This is a genomic window from Actinotignum urinale DSM 15805 (assembly GCF_000420445.1).
GTDB lineage: Bacteria > Actinomycetota > Actinomycetes > Actinomycetales > Actinomycetaceae > Actinotignum > Actinotignum urinale.
The window spans coordinates 1-17,711 of sequence record NZ_ATUY01000004.1; the positions used below are offsets into that span (position 1 = coordinate 1).

Sequence of the window (17,711 nt, forward strand, 5' to 3'; positions counted from 1 at the left end):
GTCTTTCAATAATCTGATTAAAAGAATTAAACGTATAGGGTTTGGGTTTACCAATTTCATGAACTATAAAATTCGTGTTCTTTTATATGCGGGGAAACCTAACTGGCGTATCCTTAACAACATTTTCCCTGAATAAAAATACCCTCGGCCACACAAAGCAATGTAAGGGCGGGCACAAGCCTGCCCTTTTAACACCCAAACATGACGGGAATCCTTATAAACACACACCAACACCCCTGCAAACCACCTCTAATGGAAAACACGGAACCAATCCCTCAAACACACCCACTCACAACACCACCAAAACACCACCCCAACAACCCCAAAAACCCCCCCCACCCCACCAAAATCCGAAGAGCCGATTTAGTAGATACCTACACCTTTACCTGAAAAAGAAATGCACTACGGGTTTTCTTCATTGGGCATATGGCAATACTGCCCGTGCGGCAAGGTTTCATTACGGGAGATGCGATAGCGTTAGCTGCGCACCAAGAAGCTGAGGTGTGATGCAGAAAAAACAGATCGCAGATTATAAAAAATCTACGATCTGAAAATGTAGTGATTTTAGAGGCTGAGTTAATTCTCTTGCTGTGGTTGCTGTGAATTTTGTATATTTGCCTGCTGCATTTGATGCAGTTGCATCTGCTGTAATTGCGCTTGCATGAGGCGCGAAGACATTGCTTCATCGTGACGAGTGGCTTCAAGGTCGGCAAACACGCGATTTTGAAGCTCTTTAGCAAATTTTTGAAGTGCGCCTTTTTCTAATATTGAAACAGTTACACTTGTTATTCCTCCTGCGTGATTCACAACGTTTAATGAAGCGGGAAAGCTCATTGCAAGTAAGATAGCCGCAATAATAAGGAGAATAATCACTGTTCCTAGTGGTAATGAACTGATGGAACTTAAGCCGACGATTAAAAGGATAAGTCCGATAAGTAGACGTGCAAGTTTTAATTTAACAGAAGTATTAACAGAGGCAATTGATTTGAGTGGAATCGTATTTTCCTCAGAGCCAAGTGGAATAAGACCTAAAAGTGTGTTTGGTACTTTGTAGACTAGGCGAGTAGAGGAACACATTAATTCACCCCTGAGGTATGGAGTAAGTAAAGAAGGTGAAACTTTTACGCCAGATACATTACTTTCTCCGGGCGCTAGCATAAACGAAGTTGCGTAGTCAGCCATTTTTCTCCCATGTGATAAAGGCGTTGAGTCGAATTGATTTGCGTCTGATTCGAATCAACTTTTCAAGTTTTAAGCAGAATCTATGTGCTATATCTGCAGATTCTTAAAGACGATTGTATAGCTGGGGGGGGGTGAGTCAAGGTTTTGAATAATGTCACCTAAGTAGGATTACTATATGGTGGAGCTAAGGGGATTCGAACCCCTGACCTCTTCCATGCCATGGAAGCGCGCTACCAACTGCGCCATAGCCCCGAAGGACTTCATTAATGTTACAGAGAAAGCACATAAAGCGCAAACTCTCCTGAAAAACCACACAGAGGTTTATGTCACACAGCCGGTAAAATTCTCAGCAGAGCCTCGTCGTCACAAAACAACACCACAAGCCGTCACCTTCCTAAGAAGCCACCACGTCGTCGCCCTTTCGTCGTGCCCTTGGAGCCAACCGGGCAGAATTTAAGATAAAGAAACTCTCGGAACCCACGTGAATAGTAGCTGCAAGGATAGGGGAGAGCAATCCGAAAGCGGCCAGTGCGATACCGGCAACAATAATCCTGAGAATATCGCCTTTATCAATGAGGGATAGCGCAGATGTGCTGTGAGGTTGGAAAAGTGGCTCGTATTTTTCTTCCTGAAAAACCGGGTTTCCATTACTATTGTCTGTGGATAATAAAGAGGATTGTTCGTCTGTATCGACCTGGTGAGCATTTACGTTTCGTCCGGGGTTGGTATGAGAAGTTTTGATGGTAACTCCTTGATAGGGCGATATTGAGAAATGTCGGTATTGCGTTAGGGTGTGTGCGTTACCTAACGAATGCGTACACGTAGTTATTTAATCAGCACATGTGGAAAAAATAGTAAGGTGAGCATAACCATGGAAGAAATGTTGCGTCAGGCACGGAAAAACGTGACTAATTTTGTGTTCGACGTCGATGGAACTCTTACGGATGAAACATCTCGTGTTCTTCCTCAAAATATTGAAGCTCTTCAGAAGATACATGAAGCTGGTTATCCGATTACCCTAGCAACCGGCAGAACCCTTCATGGCGCACGTAATATTTTGGATCGTATAGGTGTGCCCGGTTGGGTTGTGGCGTGCACGGGCGCGGTTGTGTGGGATGGAGAAAAAATTGTTACGGTGCATGCGCTACCCGTCGAAGAATATCGCTTGGCAATAGAATTCGCGAAAAAATACGGTATGGCTATTTTTGCGTCGAGCGCAGAGGGCTACTACGAACAAAGTTTTGGAACCTATATAGATCCAGATATTATATTGAACGCAAATGAAGGTGTTGCTCCGGTAGGTGTTGATTTAGAATCGCTCGATCCGAACACGATTTCTAAACTCTCTTTTGCGGGGGACCTGGAAACTGTAAATAATACGGAGTCGGAGTGGAGCACGCTTTTTGAGGGTGCGGTACGTGGACACGAATTATTTATCGACGTGGTTGCGCCGGATGTCACAAAGTGGCGGGGAATTGCGGACATGCTTGAGGCAAGAGGTTTACACGCCGACGGCGTTGTGGGCGCGGGGGACACGGATAACGATATTTCGTGGCTTAAGAATGTTGGGGCGGGGTTCGCTATGCCTCATGCGCAACCGGGGGTTATTGATGCTTCACGTGGGGTTCTTCCGGATGTTGAAGCGCCGGTAGCGTGGTTGGTTTCTCAAATTTTGGACAGCTAATTTCCTTGTAGGCGAGTTCTCATAATTTCCTTGTAGGCGAATTCTCAAAATGTTTGTGTGCAGTTTTCTTGAGAATAACAAGTAAAATTGCCTCATTCCAGATAAGGCGTGATTTTTTGTAACGCGGAAAATGTAGAAATGTGACATAGGATGCATTAAATTTGAATCATGTCTCAGGAAAAATTTGGTGCGCTTGCGCACGTCGTTATTGTTGGTGGTGGGTTTGCCGGTATTGCGGCTGCCCGGGGTCTGCGTAAGGCTCATGTCCGTGTTACGTTAATTGATCGAAATCCTTACAGTACGTTTAAACCGCTGTTGTACCAGGTTGCAACAGGCGCTCTTAACGCAGGCGATATTAACTATTATTTGCGCGCATTGCGTGCAAAGCAGAAGAATCTTCGTTTTGTTATTGGTGAACTTCAGCATGTTGATACCGAAAATAAGGTTATTGAGCTCGATGATGAGCGCACAATGTCCTACGACTACCTTGTTTTGGCCACCGGCGTAGGTGCTGCTTTCTTCGGCATTCCAGGTGCTGAAGAGCATACACTTCCTATGTATACATCCGACGAAGCTATTGAAGTTCGTTCCCGTTTGTTTGGTTTGCTCGACGGTGTTGACTTTGCAGAACGTGGCGAACCTTTCCGGGTGGTTATTTGTGGCGCTGGCCCGACAGGTGTGGAAACTGCAGGAGCTATTGCCGAATTAAGAAATAAGAGCTTTGAAGATATTTTCCCCGGTGTGGATCGTGATCTCTTTGAGGTTTGCCTTGTTGATATGGCGCCTTGCGTTCTTGGCCCATTCCATGAAGATAGCCAGAAGGCAGCTTTGGAGGCTCTGCGTGCACGTGGCGTAAAGGTGAAACTCAACGAGGCCGTGAAGAAGGTTGAAGAAAACCGTATTCTCATCAAAAATAATGTGACCGGTGAGGAAAAGTGGGAAGACGCTTCTCTTATTGTTTGGTCTTCCGGTGTTGGTGTTCCGCCGGCAGTAAAGAACTGGGGTGTTCCGCAGGGAGCACGCGGGCGAATTCAGGTTGACGAACATCTTCGTGTTCCCGGTGTCGACGGCGTTTTCGCTGCCGGTGACGTCGCTGTTATTGGTGAGAAAGGGCTTCCGCAGTTGGCTCAGCCAGCCAAGCAGGGTGGGGCACACATTGCCAAGGTTATTAAGAACGAACTGGAAAGCGGAGCGCCACTTAAGCCCTTCTCCTACTTCGATAAGGGAACAATGGCAATTGTTGGCGCAGGTAGTGCTGTTGCCGAAGTTCGTCCTTTGAAGCCAATGAGCGGTAAGTTTGCATGGCTCATGTGGAATGCTGTTCATATTCAGCAGCTTCAATCCATTCGCGAAATGCTTGCAACAACCGTTAATTTGTCCACCAAGTACTTTATTGCACCGCATAAGAGCGACCTCATCATGGGTGGAGAAATCAAGCGTTTCTCCAAGCGTGCACGCGACGGTAAAGTGACGGCAACAAAGGCTCTGGACGTTAACGAAATCAAGGCTAATCTGCAAGATTAATATCCTGGCTTAAGCGTGGCTTAAGCGTTGTGGGCTGGTGTGAAACCGAAAGTTTCACACCAGCCCACATTAATCTACGCCAAATCTAAGAATGAAATGGGCCTCTCATTTTGTCGCATCGTCCGATATAGACAATAGGTGGTTTTTAAATTAGCTGGTCTATGTAGTTAAGCGAAGTTCGACGAAAAAATAGTGCGGGAGCTATGTGTCACCATGAAGTATGGAAATACAAATCAAGCTCATCATTGCGCTTTTACAGCGCATCACATTCTCTATTCGTGAGGTACATGTTGAAACACGCGTGTATTCGCGTGGGGATGCACACTATATTTACCTACCACCTCAAAGGAAGGAAAGTAGAAGAGTCTTTAATTATCAACGATGGAAACAAGGATGCTTTCAGCCATGGTTAAGCTAATTGCCGCTTTATTCGTTTCGCTACTGATTTCAATTAGTCCCGGGCCGGAGTGTGTATTTGCAGTAATAATTGTTCCAGGAATCATGCCCTCGCTTGCCAAATAGGATAGTAAGTCCGGGAGCTGGTCTGAAACACGCTCAATACGCATTTTCACATTATCGGGTGCACTAGCTAAATGTATGCCGGGTGCGGTGCTTCGAGGAGTAGCGTCATCTCCGCGAGGAATAATATCTCCGTGGGGATCGCGTTCAGGATGGCCAAGAGCTTCATCTAAACGGGTAATAAATTTCTCCGAAACGGCATGTTCAATAGAACCGGCCTCTTCATGAACCTCATCCCAGCTGTAATTAAGAAAGCGAACAAGTGCTGTTTCAATAACTCGGTGGATTCGAACGATCCGTGCGGCAGCCATGCTTCCCTTGTCTGTAAAAGAAACTGCCCCGTAGGGTTCATGGTAAACAAAACCCATTTTTGCAAGTTTACTTACACCTTCAGACACTGTTGATGCTGAAACACCCAAGGTTTTAGTGAGCTGTCCGGTTGTTACAGGAGCATCATTCCATTCCTTAAGCTTCCATAACGCAGCCAAGTAGTCTTCATGCGAAGAAGAGAGTTGCATGTTTCCCCTTAATAAATATGTGTTATGTGAAGAGTATCAAGGCAGAGTGAATAAAAAGCACTACTGAGCCTACCTCTCTATAATAGGTAAAGTTCGATTCGCGTGGACTTAGATTACACCTTTTGAGCGTAATTTCTAATATTTTCGCCACTATCTTCAAGCGTGTGGTCATCACGCGACACTGTGAATAATTTTTGTTATCATTCAATTATTGTTACTTACCGAGATAAGGATTTGAACAATGAGCGAAAACCCATTAAATGCTCAGCAAAGCTCTAACGCAGGCGGATATCAGCCGCCTGCTTACAATAATCCAGAACCTCCTCAGCCAGGATATAACCCGAATTTTGCTCAACCCCAGCAACCAGTTCCAGGTCAGCAGCAGTGGGCTCCTTCAGCCTACTCAGCACCAGCCACCGGTGGTTATCAGATGCCTGCTACTCCTAAAGCTCCGGGTGTGGGAAGCGCATTTGCAGGTCTTTTTGCCTTTAATTTCGAGAAAAAATTCGGTGTAAACCTTGCTAAACTTCTCATGCTCTTCGCCTATATTTATGGCGGTTGCCGAGTTGTCTACACCATTTTTGTTATGGCCCAAGGTTACGGTGGGGCGGCCTTCTACTTCTCCCAGCTTATTGAAATGGTTGCGGCCATCACCTTCGCAGCAATCGTTGCGGGAATTGCACGTCTCCTCGGAGAACTCGTCGACGCTAAAAAAGAATAAAAACGCGGTAACACACCTCTAAGAACCTTCTGTTTTACCTAAAGGTGTGTACGGACATAGTCACCTCTACATGATTTATGTATTCTGTAGGGGTGACTTTTTATTCTCTTATTGCCTTCGACCTTGACGATACGCTCGCACCCTCAAAATCTCCTATGCCACAGCGCATGGCACGAGCCCTCTCCTCACTCCTTGACACAACCCAGGTGTGCATTATCAGCGGTGGCCAATTCAGCCAGTTTGAGCAACAAGTTCTCAATGCCCTGACAGCCACAGAAAAACAACTAGAAAATCTCCACCTCATGCCAACCTGTGGAACACGGTACTTCATTCGTCGTCGTGAAACATGGGAAAACGTGTACGTACGAAACTTAACCGATGCGGAACGCAACGACGCAACCATCGCCCTACGCGAAGAAGCAGAAAAACTCGGACTGTGGGAAAACAACCCCTGGGGCGAAGTGATTGAAGACCGCGGCTCCCAAATAACCTTCTCCGCGCTCGGGCAAGAAGCACCACTTGAGAAAAAACGCGAATGGGATCCCACGGGGGAAAAGAAAAACATCTTGCGGACAGCTGTAGCGAAACGCTTACCCACGCTCGAAGTTCGCACCGGCGGATCAACATCCGTTGATATTACGCGAAAAGGGGTCGATAAAGCATACGGAATCACTGAGCTATCCACAGTTACCGAAATTCCCATAGCGGACATGTTGTTTATTGGGGACAGGCTCGATCCGGACGGGAACGACTACCCGGTTACGCGCCTCGGAATCGCGACAATACATGTTTCGGGATGGGAAGAAACCGCAGAAATTATCGAAAAATACCTCGCCAAGATGTAAGGGCTTACTGTAGGCTACCCATATTTTCCGGGACAAAAGCGCCCCAACCCTGGTTGCGAAGAGCCTCACGCAACTTTTCAGTGGAAGCATCGAGCTCCTCGCCTGGCACATCGGTGCGCGCCGAAGCAAAATCGAGAACCTTCTGAGAATCAGCCGGAATGACATGCAGATGCGTATGCGGAACATCCAGACCCGCAATAATCAGCATTGCACGAGCAGTCCCAAAAGCTTCAATCTGAGCCTTGCCAATACGTTTTGCGACGACGAAAAGATGCGCTGCAGTTTCGTCGTCGAGATCTGTGAAACGATCAATTTCTACACGCGGAACAACGAGGGTGTGGCCGTCGGCGTGGGGGTTCACATCGGAAAAGGCGACGCAGACATCATCGGCCCACACGAAACGCCCAGGAATAACACCATCAATAATTTTAGAAAAAATGCTCATACGTTTATTTTAACTCCCAGGCTCCCCGAGAGTGCATCTGGCGCGTAAGGTGAGGAGCTCCTCGGGGGCCGATGCGGAAAATGTTGGGGCGCATGTGGTGTTGAAAGTTTTGGGCGGGCGCGGTTCAGAAAACTTTGGGGCGGGAGTGTTGCAGAAAATGTTGTGGCTGGTGTGTGATTTGTGAAGGTGCGGTGGTGAAATTGGGCGGGCGCGCAGCGGTTGCGAATGTGCGGGTGTGAGTGCGGACGGTGTGAGCGTGTGTACCGGAATCGTCGTCGAAAAAAATGTGAGTAAAACATAGCGGTGTGAACGATCATATACGTGGGCAGAAGCGAGAAAAAAACAGGGGCGCGCTAAAATGGTACGCAGGAAAATATAGCAAGGAGTGGCTTTGAACGCTGAGGATACAACCCAGTACCGTTACGACGCGAAACTCGCGGGAGAAATCGAACACAAATGGCAGGCAGAATGGGAAAAGCAGGGGGCTTTTTACGCGGCTAACCCCGTCGGGGAGCTCGCAGGAGATGTGTCTGCACCGAAATTCTTCATTCTTGACATGTTCCCATACCCCTCGGGGCGCGGTTTGCACGTTGGTCACCCTCTCGGATATATTGCGACGGATACCGTGGCGCGCTACCACCGCATGAAGGGCGAAAACGTCCTCTACACCATGGGTTACGACGCTTTCGGCTTGCCCGCTGAACAGTACGCCGTTCAAACCGGCCAGCATCCGCGAATTACCACGGAAGAAAATATTGCGAATATGAGTTCCCAGTTGCATCGTTTGGGGCTTTCGCACGATTCGCGTAGAAGTTTTGCGACGACGGACGAGGATTACGTTCGCTGGACACAATGGATTTTCCTTCAGGTCTACAACTCCTGGTTTGACCCGGATGCGCCACGCAAGGATGGGCGAGGAAACGGGGCTGCCCGGCCTATTGCTGAACTTGAAGAACTCTTTGCGAGCGGTAAAAAGGACACGCCGGACGGCAAACCGTGGGCTGAGATGAGCGCGAAGGAACGTGCCGATCTTCTCTCCGAATACCGTTTGGCATATGTGGCGCAGGCTCCCGTGAACTGGTGTCCAGGTTTGGGAACTGTTCTTGCCAATGAGGAAGTCACGGCTGAAGGTCGCAGTGAACGCGGAAACTTCCCGGTGTTCCGCCGTAACCTCTCCCAGTGGATGATGCGAATTACCGCCTATGCGGATCGCCTTGTTGAAGATTTGGACACTATTGATTGGCCCGATAAAGTCCGCGCCATGCAAACCCACTGGATTGGACGCTCCGAAGGCGCAACAGTGCGTTTCAACGTCCCCGAAAATAATGCACAACTTGAGGTGTACACTACCCGTCCGGATACGCTTTTCGGCGCAACCTTTATGGTTGTTGCTCCAGAACACTGGCTTTTGGGCGGAACTGAGGGCGGAAGCGCGAATGACGTAGCAACTCTTACCGTTCCCGATACCTGGCCAGAAGGAACACGTGAGGAATGGACGGGCGGTTATACAACGCCCCGCGAAGCCGTTGCGGCATATCGCGCGCAGGCAGCGCAAAAATCCGATACAGAGCGCACAGCTGATGCCCACGAAAAAACAGGTGTTTTCTCCGGTCTCTTCGGTATTAACCCGGTTAATGGGGGACAGGTTCCGATTTTCGTCGCCGATTATGTTCTCATGGGATACGGAACGGGTGCCATTATGGCGGTTCCTGCTCACGATGATCGCGATTGGGAATTTGCGAAGAAATACAATCTGGATATTATTCGCACCATCGGCCCAAAGGAAGATCCCTATGGGCACGATCTTGATGAAAGTGCCTACACGGGCGACGGTATTATTGTCGGCAGTGCCAATGAAGAGATTTCCCTCAACGGAATGGACAAGGCCGAGTCGATTGCCGCAATAACCGCGTGGTTAGAAAGCAAGAACGCCGGTTTTGCTACAGTTACACACCGTTTGCGTGACTGGCTCTTCTCGCGTCAACGCTACTGGGGCGAACCGTTCCCAATCCTCTGGGATGAGGACGGTGTTGCACATAGTGTTCCGGAAAACATGCTTCCCGTTTCCCTCCCGGAGATTACAGATTACTCGCCCGTCTCCTTCGACCCCGAGGATGCGGATTCTTCCCCGACTCCGCCCCTGTCCAAGGCAGAAGAGTGGGTGAACGTTACTCTCGATTTAGGAGACGGGCCGAAACAGTATCGTCGTGAAACAAATACGATGCCACAATGGGCCGGTTCTTGCTGGTACGAGTTGCGTTATGCGGACCCTTTGAACGACGAGGCAATGTGCGCACCCGACAACGAATCCTATTGGATGGGGCCACGCCCGGATCAAGGCAACGTTTCAGGTGGCGTAGATTTGTACGTCGGAGGTGTGGAACACGCGGTTCTTCACCTGCTCTACGCACGTTTCTGGCATAAGGTGCTCTTCGATTTGGGTTACGTTAGCTCCTCCGAACCCTTCCACAAACTCTTCAACCAGGGCTACGTTCAGGCGTACGCCTACACGGATTCGCGCGGACAATACGTTCCTGCAGACGAAGTGGAAGAAAAGGACGAAAACGGGGAAACTGTTTTCTACTACAAGGGCGAAAAAGTTAACCGCGAATACGGCAAGATGGGTAAGTCCCTCAAGAATATGGTGACACCCGATGAAATTGCCGACGAATACGGTGCCGATACGTTCCGCGTCTACGAAATGTCTATGGGGCCACTCGATGTTTCACGTCCGTGGGAAACGCGCGCAGTTGTTGGTTCCCAGCGATTCCTCCAGAGGTTGTGGCGCAATATTCTTGACGAAACCACGGGTGAAGTGACGGTGAGCGACGAAGCGCCCGATGCGCAAACGGAAAAGTTGCTTGCGCGAACCATTCACGAGGTTGGTGAAGAATACGAAAATATGCGTATTAACACCGCGATCTCGAAAATGATTGTTCTCAACAACCACCTCACAAAGTACAAAGTTGTTCCGCGCGAAGCTGCCCAGGCGCTTGTGCTGATGGTTAGCCCGGTTGCCCCACATATTGCTGAGGAACTGTGGGCAAAACTTGGGCATACGGATTTGGTGTCCGGCCAGCCTTTCCCGGTTGTCAAGGACGAATCGTTGCTCGTGGACGATACTATTACCTGCATTATTCAGGTGATGGGCAAGGTTCGGGCACGCATGGAGGTTTCCACAGCTATTTCTGCTGAGGAACTCGAAAAGCTCGCTTTGGCTCATGACCGAATCCAGCAATATCTTAACGGGGAACCTCGTAAAGTTATTGTTCGTGCGCCCAAGCTCGTAAATATCGTTCCCTAAGGTTGCACGTATGCACGTATTTATGTTTCGTGCGGATGAATCGACATCTAACGGTGATGCGCACGAAACGTAACTACGAAAAAAGCGTATGTGCCGTCGCCCCAAGGTGTATGCGCAAAGATTTTCATAACTGTTGTGTTTCGTAATGTCTAGAACGGAAGGCAAAAACCTTCCCTACCACGAAAGGAGTGCCGTGGCTCGCACAGTGATTTCTCTTGAAAGATTTGATGGAGAACGCGCGTGGCGGTTAACCTCACCTACGGGGGCAACTGCTCTTGTTGCAGAACGAGGTGCCACGCTACTTTCGTGGACAACACGCGAAAATCGCGAACTTATCGACGGTTACGATACTGCCGAACAGTTGCGTCAACAGCTTGGCGGGAAAAGCCTCATCGAATTGCCGTGGATTGGGCCAAGTGCGCAGAGCACATACACCTTCGAGGATGCCGAAGGCAGTTTAGATGCGAACGGTTTGGGGGACTGCGTACGTGTTGGTTCCTTGTTATTTAGCAGAGAACGAAGTGGTGATGTGCTTGTGTTGAAAGCACAAAAACCGGCCGATGCCGAATATCCGTGGCCTTTAGATATTCGAGTTGTGTTTGCTTTAGGTGAGAGCAACTTTGGGGACGAACATATTTCGATTTCGATTAGTGCGAGGAATCGTGGAGCGTTTACCGCGCCGATAGCTATCGGATGGAATCCTTACCTGCAGTTTGGAAACATGCCTTCCGTGTCAAAAATGGCTGCGAAAGTTATGGCGCGAACACGTTTGGCGACGGATGAAAAAGGACACCCGGCTCCGGGAGATGCGGCCCGAACAGGTGTTACTTCCCCGGTCGAATGGTCCATTATCGGTACGCAAGAAATTGATAGCACATACACGAGCCTTATTCCTAACAATGAGGGAGTTGTTGTAACGGAAATTCTTGATCCGGCACGTGACGCAAAAATATTTGTGACGCAAGAACCTGCAGAAGCTCCCTATGTTCGTTTGTGGACAGGGGATAGGTTGGACGACGGTGCACGGCAAGGGCTTCTGGTGAGCCCGCGAAGTGCAACACCGGATACCTTCTTCCGTTACGACCAAATCGGCCGTATTTCTGTTCCCGCTGGGGGCACCAAGGAACTCACGGCAACAATAACCTACCAGGGGTAACGAACTACCAGGATAAGGAAGTGGACGTATCCGCAACGGATGTGGGCTAAGTTTTTCACTGTGTATGTGAGTTATTCACAGGAAGGGCGACGATATAGGTTATCCACAGTTCGCGATTCTGTGACAACACGAAGCTCCTTCTTTTCCCATAATGGGGAAAGAAGGAGTTGTTATGTCACGAGATATTCCGCCACCACATTCTTTGAGGCGAAGTTATGCCTCAATTGCTTTAGCATCTGGCACAGGTGAAGATGTTGCTGCGCTTCAAGAACGTGGCAAAAAACAACGTTGGGCATGGGATATGCGTTCAGTCCTGGCTTTCGGAACGCTGTGCATCGCGGGAATCCTTGTTGCCCTCTGGTTATCGTGGGGCGGGAAAGGGAGCGAAGCGAATGATGCTGGGATAGACGTAGATAGCGGGCAAGAAACACGGCAAAGTTCACACAGTCAAGATAGCGCTGAAAAAGGTGAAAAAGAAGAAATGCCGGCCGGCGCTACAACAATCACGATCTATATTTCCGGGCAGGTGAATAAACCCGGAGTATATACCGTTGGGAAAGATGCCCGAGTGAATACCGTCGTCGAACAGGCAGGCGGGTTAACAAACGATGCGGCGCAGTATGCGATTAATCTTGCCGCACCCATGAAAGACGGGGAACACGTTCATATCCCGCATAAAAACGATGTTTCGTCCGGATCAATTCCATTCAAGCAGGCTAACTCTGGAGGAGGAAGCGTAGCAGGCGGGGCGCAAGATGGTGGCCAGGGCGGAAATATGAATAGTGGCGGAGGAGAAAAACAAGGAGGTAAAAACGGTAGCAATATTAATATCAATACAGCCTCGCAGGCTGAACTCGAAACATTACCTGGTGTCGGGCCTGCTACTGCGAACGATATCGTGCAGTGGAGGCAAAGCCACGGGCAGTTTAAAACACCAAGCGACCTCATGAAAATTCCCGGAATCGGTAAAGCTAAATTCGAGAAAATACGTAGCAGAATCACTGTATAAATAGCCGATAAGTATCTGTGCCTCAAGGGATTCCTTCGTGATTGGTTGGTGTGCTTTATTGTTCGATAAATGCACCGAGAAAACTATTGACGTTGGAGGGTAACAACGGTTATGCGTCGAAATAATGTTGGATACGGTGTGGAGGGCAAGATTGTGTATAAAGCAAGAAATGCTCATAGTATGCACAATGGCGGTAGGAATAAAGCGGAGGACGGGGAAATATCGCCACAGGGATGGCAGGATATGCGTTTAATTGCGCCAACTTTCTCAATGCTTGCCGCGCTGTGGTCCGTTATGGGTGGCGGTTGGTTCATCATGTGTCGAGTATGGATACTCGCCGGAATCCTATGTTGTGGTATCGCTGTATTCATCAAGATTACCCAGAAGTCGAGTGTTGACCGTAGCAGGTATAAAAACTATAAAAACACAGAAATACTTGGCAAACTTCATCTCGCACTTATTGCATGCTTGATAGCAAGCCTTGCCGGAGGACTGAGCGCGAGAATCGCGCGAAGTTCGTCGTACATTAATATTCCGAAAGAAAAGGTGATGCTCATAGCGCACCTGGACGAACGAGCACAGCCCTCACCGCTCGCCTTCGGTAAAGAACGCTGTGTAACAACCGTGAGTCCCGAGGTTCTTCGCACAGTTTCCGGAAATAATGTTTTCGACCCAAAACGCGGAAAGCGGGGTAATGCTTCAGGAAAAAATGGGATGCAGGGCGATGTTTCGGGTAAATACAGCGTCTCGAACAGTGCGGTGCTGTTCAATCAGAAGGGGAAATCTGACTCAAGGAAAATATTCGGGGAAGGCACGCATAAGGGCAATGTTCCATACGGGCATCGCGCAAGAATCCGCATACCTGTGGACTGCTCGGCTCTCGAAGGACAAGGCGTTCGCGCAACGGGAACCTTAACGCCCTCAACCGGTTGGCGTCACAGTGCCCAGCTGCGCGCAGACTCCTCAATATATGGCGAACCGTCCCCAACAGCGTCGCTGGTGAACACCATATCGCACGCATTAAACAGCCAGTTAGCCTTTTCCCCAGAACACGCGCGTGGCCTCATCCCCGGTGTCGCCCTCGGGGACGATAGCAACGTTGAGGATGACCTTAAACAAGCCATGAAACTCACCTCCCTTACCCACCTCATTGCGGTATCCGGCGGGCACGTTTCCCTTGTATTAACTCTCGTCGTTCTCATCATTGGCAGAAAATCGCCACCCATCACCTTTATCGCGTCCTCACTCGCCCTCGGCGCCCTCGTTATCCTCGTCGGCCCGAGCCCATCGGTTCTCCGCGCCACATTCATGGGTTGCATGGTGATTCTCGCGACCCTTCTGGGCAAACAAAGCCAAGGCGTAAGTAGCCTATGTTGTTCGGTTATGATTGCCTGTTTTGTGAGTCCCTGGCTTGCCATCAGTTACGGTTTTCTACTTTCAGTGTGCGCATGTTTCGGAATTATTGTGTGGGGTTACCCGCTAAGCCTTCACTGCGAAAAACTCATGCCTGCAATGCTCGCGCAGGGAATCGCAATACCGCTTGTTGCGCAACTATCTTGCATACCTGTTCTTCTCCTGTTTACGGAGGTAAGTTCCATCTGGGGTGTCCTTGCGAACGCCCTGGTTGCTCCGGTTGTTGCACCCCTAACGCTCGCGGGCATTATTGGCGCATTATCTGCGCCGGTATCACATTTCTTCGCGTCAATTTTCTTGTGGTGTGCGCAGTGGTGTACGTGGTGGATTGCCTGGGTTGCGCAGTTCTTGGCGGAATTACCAGGTTCAGGGATTTCGCTACTCGTGGCCAGTGTGGTTGATGTTTTCCTGGTGTGCGCAATCTTTTCTCTTGTGAGCTTTCGAGAAAAGTTCACAAGAAAAAGGTTGTTTTTCAGGGACGACGAGGACGTGGCATCACTGTTTCACAACGATAGAACAAGGCGGGGCGAGAACAAAAGGCGATGAACCTTCAGAAAAAAGTGGAAGAAACAATGGGAAAAGTCGAAGAAACAACGAGAAGAAAGGAAGGAAAACATTTGAGGTATCAAGAAGAGACGTGCGTTAAGGAAAGCTAGGAACGGTAATAGATTAAGCGTGAGAAATACGAGCATGAGATACTAGACATATGGCACGAGCACGAAAAAATGAAGTTCCGGCTTCACGCATAAAACCTGCACCCGTCGTCCTTATCGTGGGAAAAGAAGCGGTGTTAGGGGAGCGGATGGCTCGGCGTGTTCTGGACCAGGCAGTTTCGGACAATCCCCAACGGGTCGTGGTGAAAGTAGATGCGCGTAGCTACCAGGCGGGATCTTTGGCAATGCATTCAACCCCCTCACTTTTCGGCGACGTTCCACTCATCTATGCCACGCATTGTGAGGCAATGAATGACGCTTTTCTTGCAGATATGTTGGCGTATTGTGAACACCCGCAACCGGATGTCGTCGTCGTTCTTCTTCACGGGGGAGGAGTGCGTGGAAAGAAACTTCTGGACACTATAGCAAAACATGGGTATCCGCAAACAACCCTAGAACGTGTTACAAAAGATTCCGATAAAGCGGCACTTATACGTGGGGACGTACGTGCAGCGAAACGGAAAATTACGGATGGGGCCGTCGAACATCTTGTTGACGCCTTCGGGCAAGATGTGCGTGAACTCTTATCAACCGTGGCGCAACTTTTAGCCGACGTTGACGGCATGATTACGGAAGATGACGTCCGAGTTTTTTCCGCAGGGCGTAGCGAAGCAACACCCTTTGATGTGGCAGAACTTGCGGTGAATGGAAAAACGGGGGAGGCGCTCGTTGCTGTTCGTCATGCTTTTGCCAACAGAGTTGATCCGGTTCCTCTAGTTTCAGCTATGGCGGTGAAATTGCGGCAACTTGCTCTCGCCCAGGGCGCGACTCGCGGGCGTAGCGATACGGGGATGGCGCCCTGGCAGTTGGATCGTGCTCGCAGGCAGTTGCGTTTCTGGAGCGGGGAAGGACTGGCTCAAGCTATTTGTGCCGTTGCCACTGCGGATGAACAAGTTAAAGGCGCTTCACGCGACCCGCAATATGCCGTTGAACATGCTATTGTCGCCATTGGCGAGGCGCGAAATAAACGTTTTTAGCCGACCCTACGACAATGAAAACTGGTGCGGTACGCCACTAAAAAGTGCGGTAATCTGGGCAACAGCTGAATTATTCCTGAGATAATGCGATAATTGGGGGTGGTTGAAAAGCATGACGCTTTTACCTTATCCATGTGCTATGAAGCACACATAATCCCTCTCTCAGGAGAACAGATGCAGGTAGGAATACCAAAAAATCCCAGAACGGGTAGCCCGCTGGTTGCGGGCACTCCCGATACTGTCACAAAGCTCATTAAGCTTGGCTACACTGTGGCAGTAGAATCCGGAGCAGGTTCTGAATCGGCATACCCGGATTCACAGTATGAAGCTGCTGGAGCCACCATTGTTGGTGCTACGGAAGCATGGCAGGCCGATATTGTGCTTGTACCCGACGCACCAGAAACACAACAACTCGATATGATGAAAAGTGGTTCCACACTGATTTCTCGTATTGAACCAGGAAATAATCCTGATTACGTGGACGCATTAGTAGCGCGCAAGATCACGGCATTGGCGATGGACGCCATTCCGCGTATCTCCCGTGCACAATCCATGGACGTTCGGTCCTCAATGGCGAACATTTCCGGCTATCGAGCGGTTATTGAAGCGGCCTCGCACTTCGGGCGCCTCTTCACCGGCCAGGTGACAGCAGCAGGTAAGGTTCCACCCGCAACAATCTATGTTATTGGTGCAGGTGTTGCCGGACTCGCCGCTCTCGGTACAGCAAACTCCATGGGTGCAATCGTTAAAGCAACAGATGTCCGTTCCGACGTTGCCGAACAGGTCCAGTCCATGGGTGCAGAATTTGTGGAAATCCCTGTTACCCAGGAATCCGCAGACGGTTACGCCCGTGAAATGACGGCAGACCAAGCAGATGCGGCCGGTGTAGTGTATGCACGCGAAGCCCAGGCTGCAGATATTGTTATTACGACGGCATTGATCCCCAATCGCCCCGCGCCCATCCTTATTTCCAAGGAGACCGTGGCGAAAATGAAGCCGGGTAGCGTTATTGTCGATTTGGCGGCAGCCAACGGCGGAAACGTTGAAGGAACAGTTCCTGGTGAAGTTGTTGTGACGGATAATAACGTCACCATTATTGGCTACAAAGATTTGGCGCTTCGCCTCCCCGGCCAAGCATCCCAGCTTTTCGGCCAAAACCTCGTGAACTTCTTGAAGCTCATTACGCCTGAAAAAGATGGGGAACTTGTTCTCGATCTTGAGGACACCATTGTTCGTGGCGTGACGGTCACACAAGAAAGCACAATTATGTGGCCACCGCCGCCCGTCCAGGTTTCCGCAGCACCCGCCACGAAACCGGCCGCACCGGCAGCCGCAGAAGCGGTTGAAGAAAAAGCTCCATCTCCCATGCGTTTCGTGTGGTTCGGCATTGCAGCGCTCATTGCCCTCGCTATTGTCTTTACCGCACCAGCCCACATGGCAGGCCATTTCACGGTGTTCATGCTAGCCTGCGTGGTTGGTTTCTACGTTATTACCAACGTTACCCACGCCCTACATACGCCGTTGATGTCCGTAACAAATGCTATTTCCGGCATTATTGTTGTGGGTGCGGTTCTTCAATTAGCAACAGGTAGCATTGCGGTTCTCGTGATGGCCGCCATCGCTATTGTTATCGCATCCATCAACATCTTTGGTGGATTTACCGTGACGGCACGCATGCTGTCCATGTTCAAGAGGAGCTAA

Annotated in this window: 13 protein-coding genes and 1 tRNA gene; 10 read left to right on the forward strand and 4 right to left on the reverse strand. The window is 49.7% G+C overall.

Going from position 1 to position 17,711, the window contains the following annotated elements; all coding sequences use genetic code 11:
- Positions 1-576: 576 nt before the first annotated feature.
- Both G445_RS09630 and G445_RS0103795 read right to left on the reverse strand, forming a co-directional pair.
- Complete coding sequence (locus G445_RS09630; protein WP_022866238.1) at positions 577-1,182, reverse strand: hypothetical protein; 606 nt, start codon at positions 1,180-1,182, stop codon at positions 577-579.
- 176 nt (positions 1,183-1,358) lie between these two features.
- Positions 1,359-1,434 (reverse strand) — tRNA-Ala (locus G445_RS0103795).
- Between the two features lie 607 nt (positions 1,435-2,041).
- Here G445_RS0103795 and G445_RS0103800 point away from each other — a divergent pair.
- Positions 2,042-2,866: an HAD-IIB family hydrolase gene (locus G445_RS0103800; protein ID WP_169511059.1), complete on the forward strand. Its 825-nt coding sequence runs from the start codon at positions 2,042-2,044 to the stop codon at positions 2,864-2,866.
- A gap of 168 nt (positions 2,867-3,034) precedes the next feature.
- Positions 3,035-4,390, forward strand: coding sequence for an NAD(P)/FAD-dependent oxidoreductase (locus G445_RS09635; RefSeq protein ID WP_022866240.1), 1,356 nt, complete (start codon positions 3,035-3,037; stop codon positions 4,388-4,390).
- Positions 4,391-4,758: 368 nt separating this feature from the next.
- Here the strand turns inward: G445_RS09635 and G445_RS0103810 are convergent, their stop codons facing one another.
- Entirely contained in the window at positions 4,759-5,427 is a 669-nt protein-coding gene (locus G445_RS0103810; protein ID WP_022866241.1) for a metal-dependent transcriptional regulator, read from the reverse strand.
- Positions 5,428-5,668: 241 nt separating this feature from the next.
- On the opposite strand from G445_RS0103810, the gene G445_RS11460 reads away from it, so the two are divergent.
- Both G445_RS11460 and G445_RS0103825 read left to right on the forward strand, forming a co-directional pair.
- Positions 5,669-6,148 carry a hypothetical protein gene (locus tag G445_RS11460; protein ID WP_156825544.1) on the forward strand — a complete coding sequence of 160 codons (480 nt, stop codon included), beginning with the start codon at positions 5,669-5,671 and terminating at the stop codon, positions 6,146-6,148.
- Between the two features lie 155 nt (positions 6,149-6,303).
- Entirely contained in the window at positions 6,304-6,993 is a 690-nt protein-coding gene (locus G445_RS0103825) for an HAD hydrolase family protein (protein WP_407636589.1), read from the forward strand.
- Positions 6,994-6,997: 4 nt separating this feature from the next.
- On the opposite strand, the gene G445_RS0103830 is transcribed toward G445_RS0103825, so the two are convergent.
- On the reverse strand, positions 6,998-7,438 hold the full coding sequence (locus tag G445_RS0103830; protein WP_022866245.1) for an HIT family protein: 441 nt from the start codon (positions 7,436-7,438) through the stop codon (positions 6,998-7,000).
- 391 nt (positions 7,439-7,829) lie between these two features.
- On the opposite strand from G445_RS0103830, the gene G445_RS0103835 reads away from it, so the two are divergent.
- The 6 genes from G445_RS0103835 (at position 7,830) to G445_RS0103865 (ending at position 17,711) form a co-directional block, all read left to right on the forward strand.
- Positions 7,830-10,742, forward strand: coding sequence for a leucine--tRNA ligase (locus G445_RS0103835; protein WP_026420932.1), 2,913 nt, complete (start codon positions 7,830-7,832; stop codon positions 10,740-10,742).
- A 145-nt stretch (positions 10,743-10,887) separates the two neighbouring features.
- Positions 10,888-11,898, forward strand: coding sequence for an aldose 1-epimerase (locus tag G445_RS0103840; RefSeq protein WP_084676472.1), 1,011 nt, complete (start codon positions 10,888-10,890; stop codon positions 11,896-11,898).
- Between the two features lie 172 nt (positions 11,899-12,070).
- Positions 12,071-12,907 carry a ComEA family DNA-binding protein gene (locus G445_RS10805; protein WP_169511060.1) on the forward strand — a complete coding sequence of 279 codons (837 nt, stop codon included), beginning with the start codon at positions 12,071-12,073 and terminating at the stop codon, positions 12,905-12,907.
- Between the two features lie 111 nt (positions 12,908-13,018).
- Positions 13,019-14,866 carry a ComEC/Rec2 family competence protein gene (locus G445_RS10810; RefSeq protein ID WP_022866249.1) on the forward strand — a complete coding sequence of 616 codons (1,848 nt, stop codon included), beginning with the start codon at positions 13,019-13,021 and terminating at the stop codon, positions 14,864-14,866.
- Between the two features lie 160 nt (positions 14,867-15,026).
- Positions 15,027-16,010, forward strand: a complete 984-nt coding sequence (holA, locus tag G445_RS0103860) for a DNA polymerase III subunit delta (RefSeq protein ID WP_022866251.1) — start codon at positions 15,027-15,029, stop codon at positions 16,008-16,010.
- Positions 16,011-16,184: 174 nt separating this feature from the next.
- On the forward strand, positions 16,185-17,711 hold the full coding sequence (locus G445_RS0103865) for a Re/Si-specific NAD(P)(+) transhydrogenase subunit alpha (protein ID WP_022866252.1): 1,527 nt from the start codon (positions 16,185-16,187) through the stop codon (positions 17,709-17,711).

Excerpts from the sequence above, each read along its gene's own strand:
- G445_RS0103865 (WP_022866252.1), top strand. The coding sequence starts at position 16,185 with ATGCAGGTAGGAATACCAAAAAATCCCAGAACGGGTAGCCCGCTGGTT.
- G445_RS0103810 (WP_022866241.1), bottom strand. The coding sequence starts at position 5,427 with ATGCAACTCTCTTCTTCGCATGAAGACTACTTGGCTGCGTTATGGAAG.
- G445_RS10810 (WP_022866249.1), top strand. The coding sequence starts at position 13,019 with ATGCGTCGAAATAATGTTGGATACGGTGTGGAGGGCAAGATTGTGTAT.
- G445_RS10805 (WP_169511060.1), top strand. The coding sequence starts at position 12,071 with ATGTCACGAGATATTCCGCCACCACATTCTTTGAGGCGAAGTTATGCC.
- G445_RS0103825 (WP_407636589.1), top strand. The coding sequence starts at position 6,304 with ATGCCACAGCGCATGGCACGAGCCCTCTCCTCACTCCTTGACACAACC.
- G445_RS09635 (WP_022866240.1), top strand. The coding sequence starts at position 3,035 with ATGTCTCAGGAAAAATTTGGTGCGCTTGCGCACGTCGTTATTGTTGGT.
- holA (WP_022866251.1), top strand. The coding sequence starts at position 15,027 with ATGGCACGAGCACGAAAAAATGAAGTTCCGGCTTCACGCATAAAACCT.
- G445_RS11460 (WP_156825544.1), top strand. The coding sequence starts at position 5,669 with ATGAGCGAAAACCCATTAAATGCTCAGCAAAGCTCTAACGCAGGCGGA.
- G445_RS0103830 (WP_022866245.1), bottom strand. The coding sequence starts at position 7,438 with ATGAGCATTTTTTCTAAAATTATTGATGGTGTTATTCCTGGGCGTTTC.
- G445_RS0103840 (WP_084676472.1), top strand. The coding sequence starts at position 10,888 with ATGTCTAGAACGGAAGGCAAAAACCTTCCCTACCACGAAAGGAGTGCC.
- G445_RS09630 (WP_022866238.1), bottom strand. The coding sequence starts at position 1,182 with ATGGCTGACTACGCAACTTCGTTTATGCTAGCGCCCGGAGAAAGTAAT.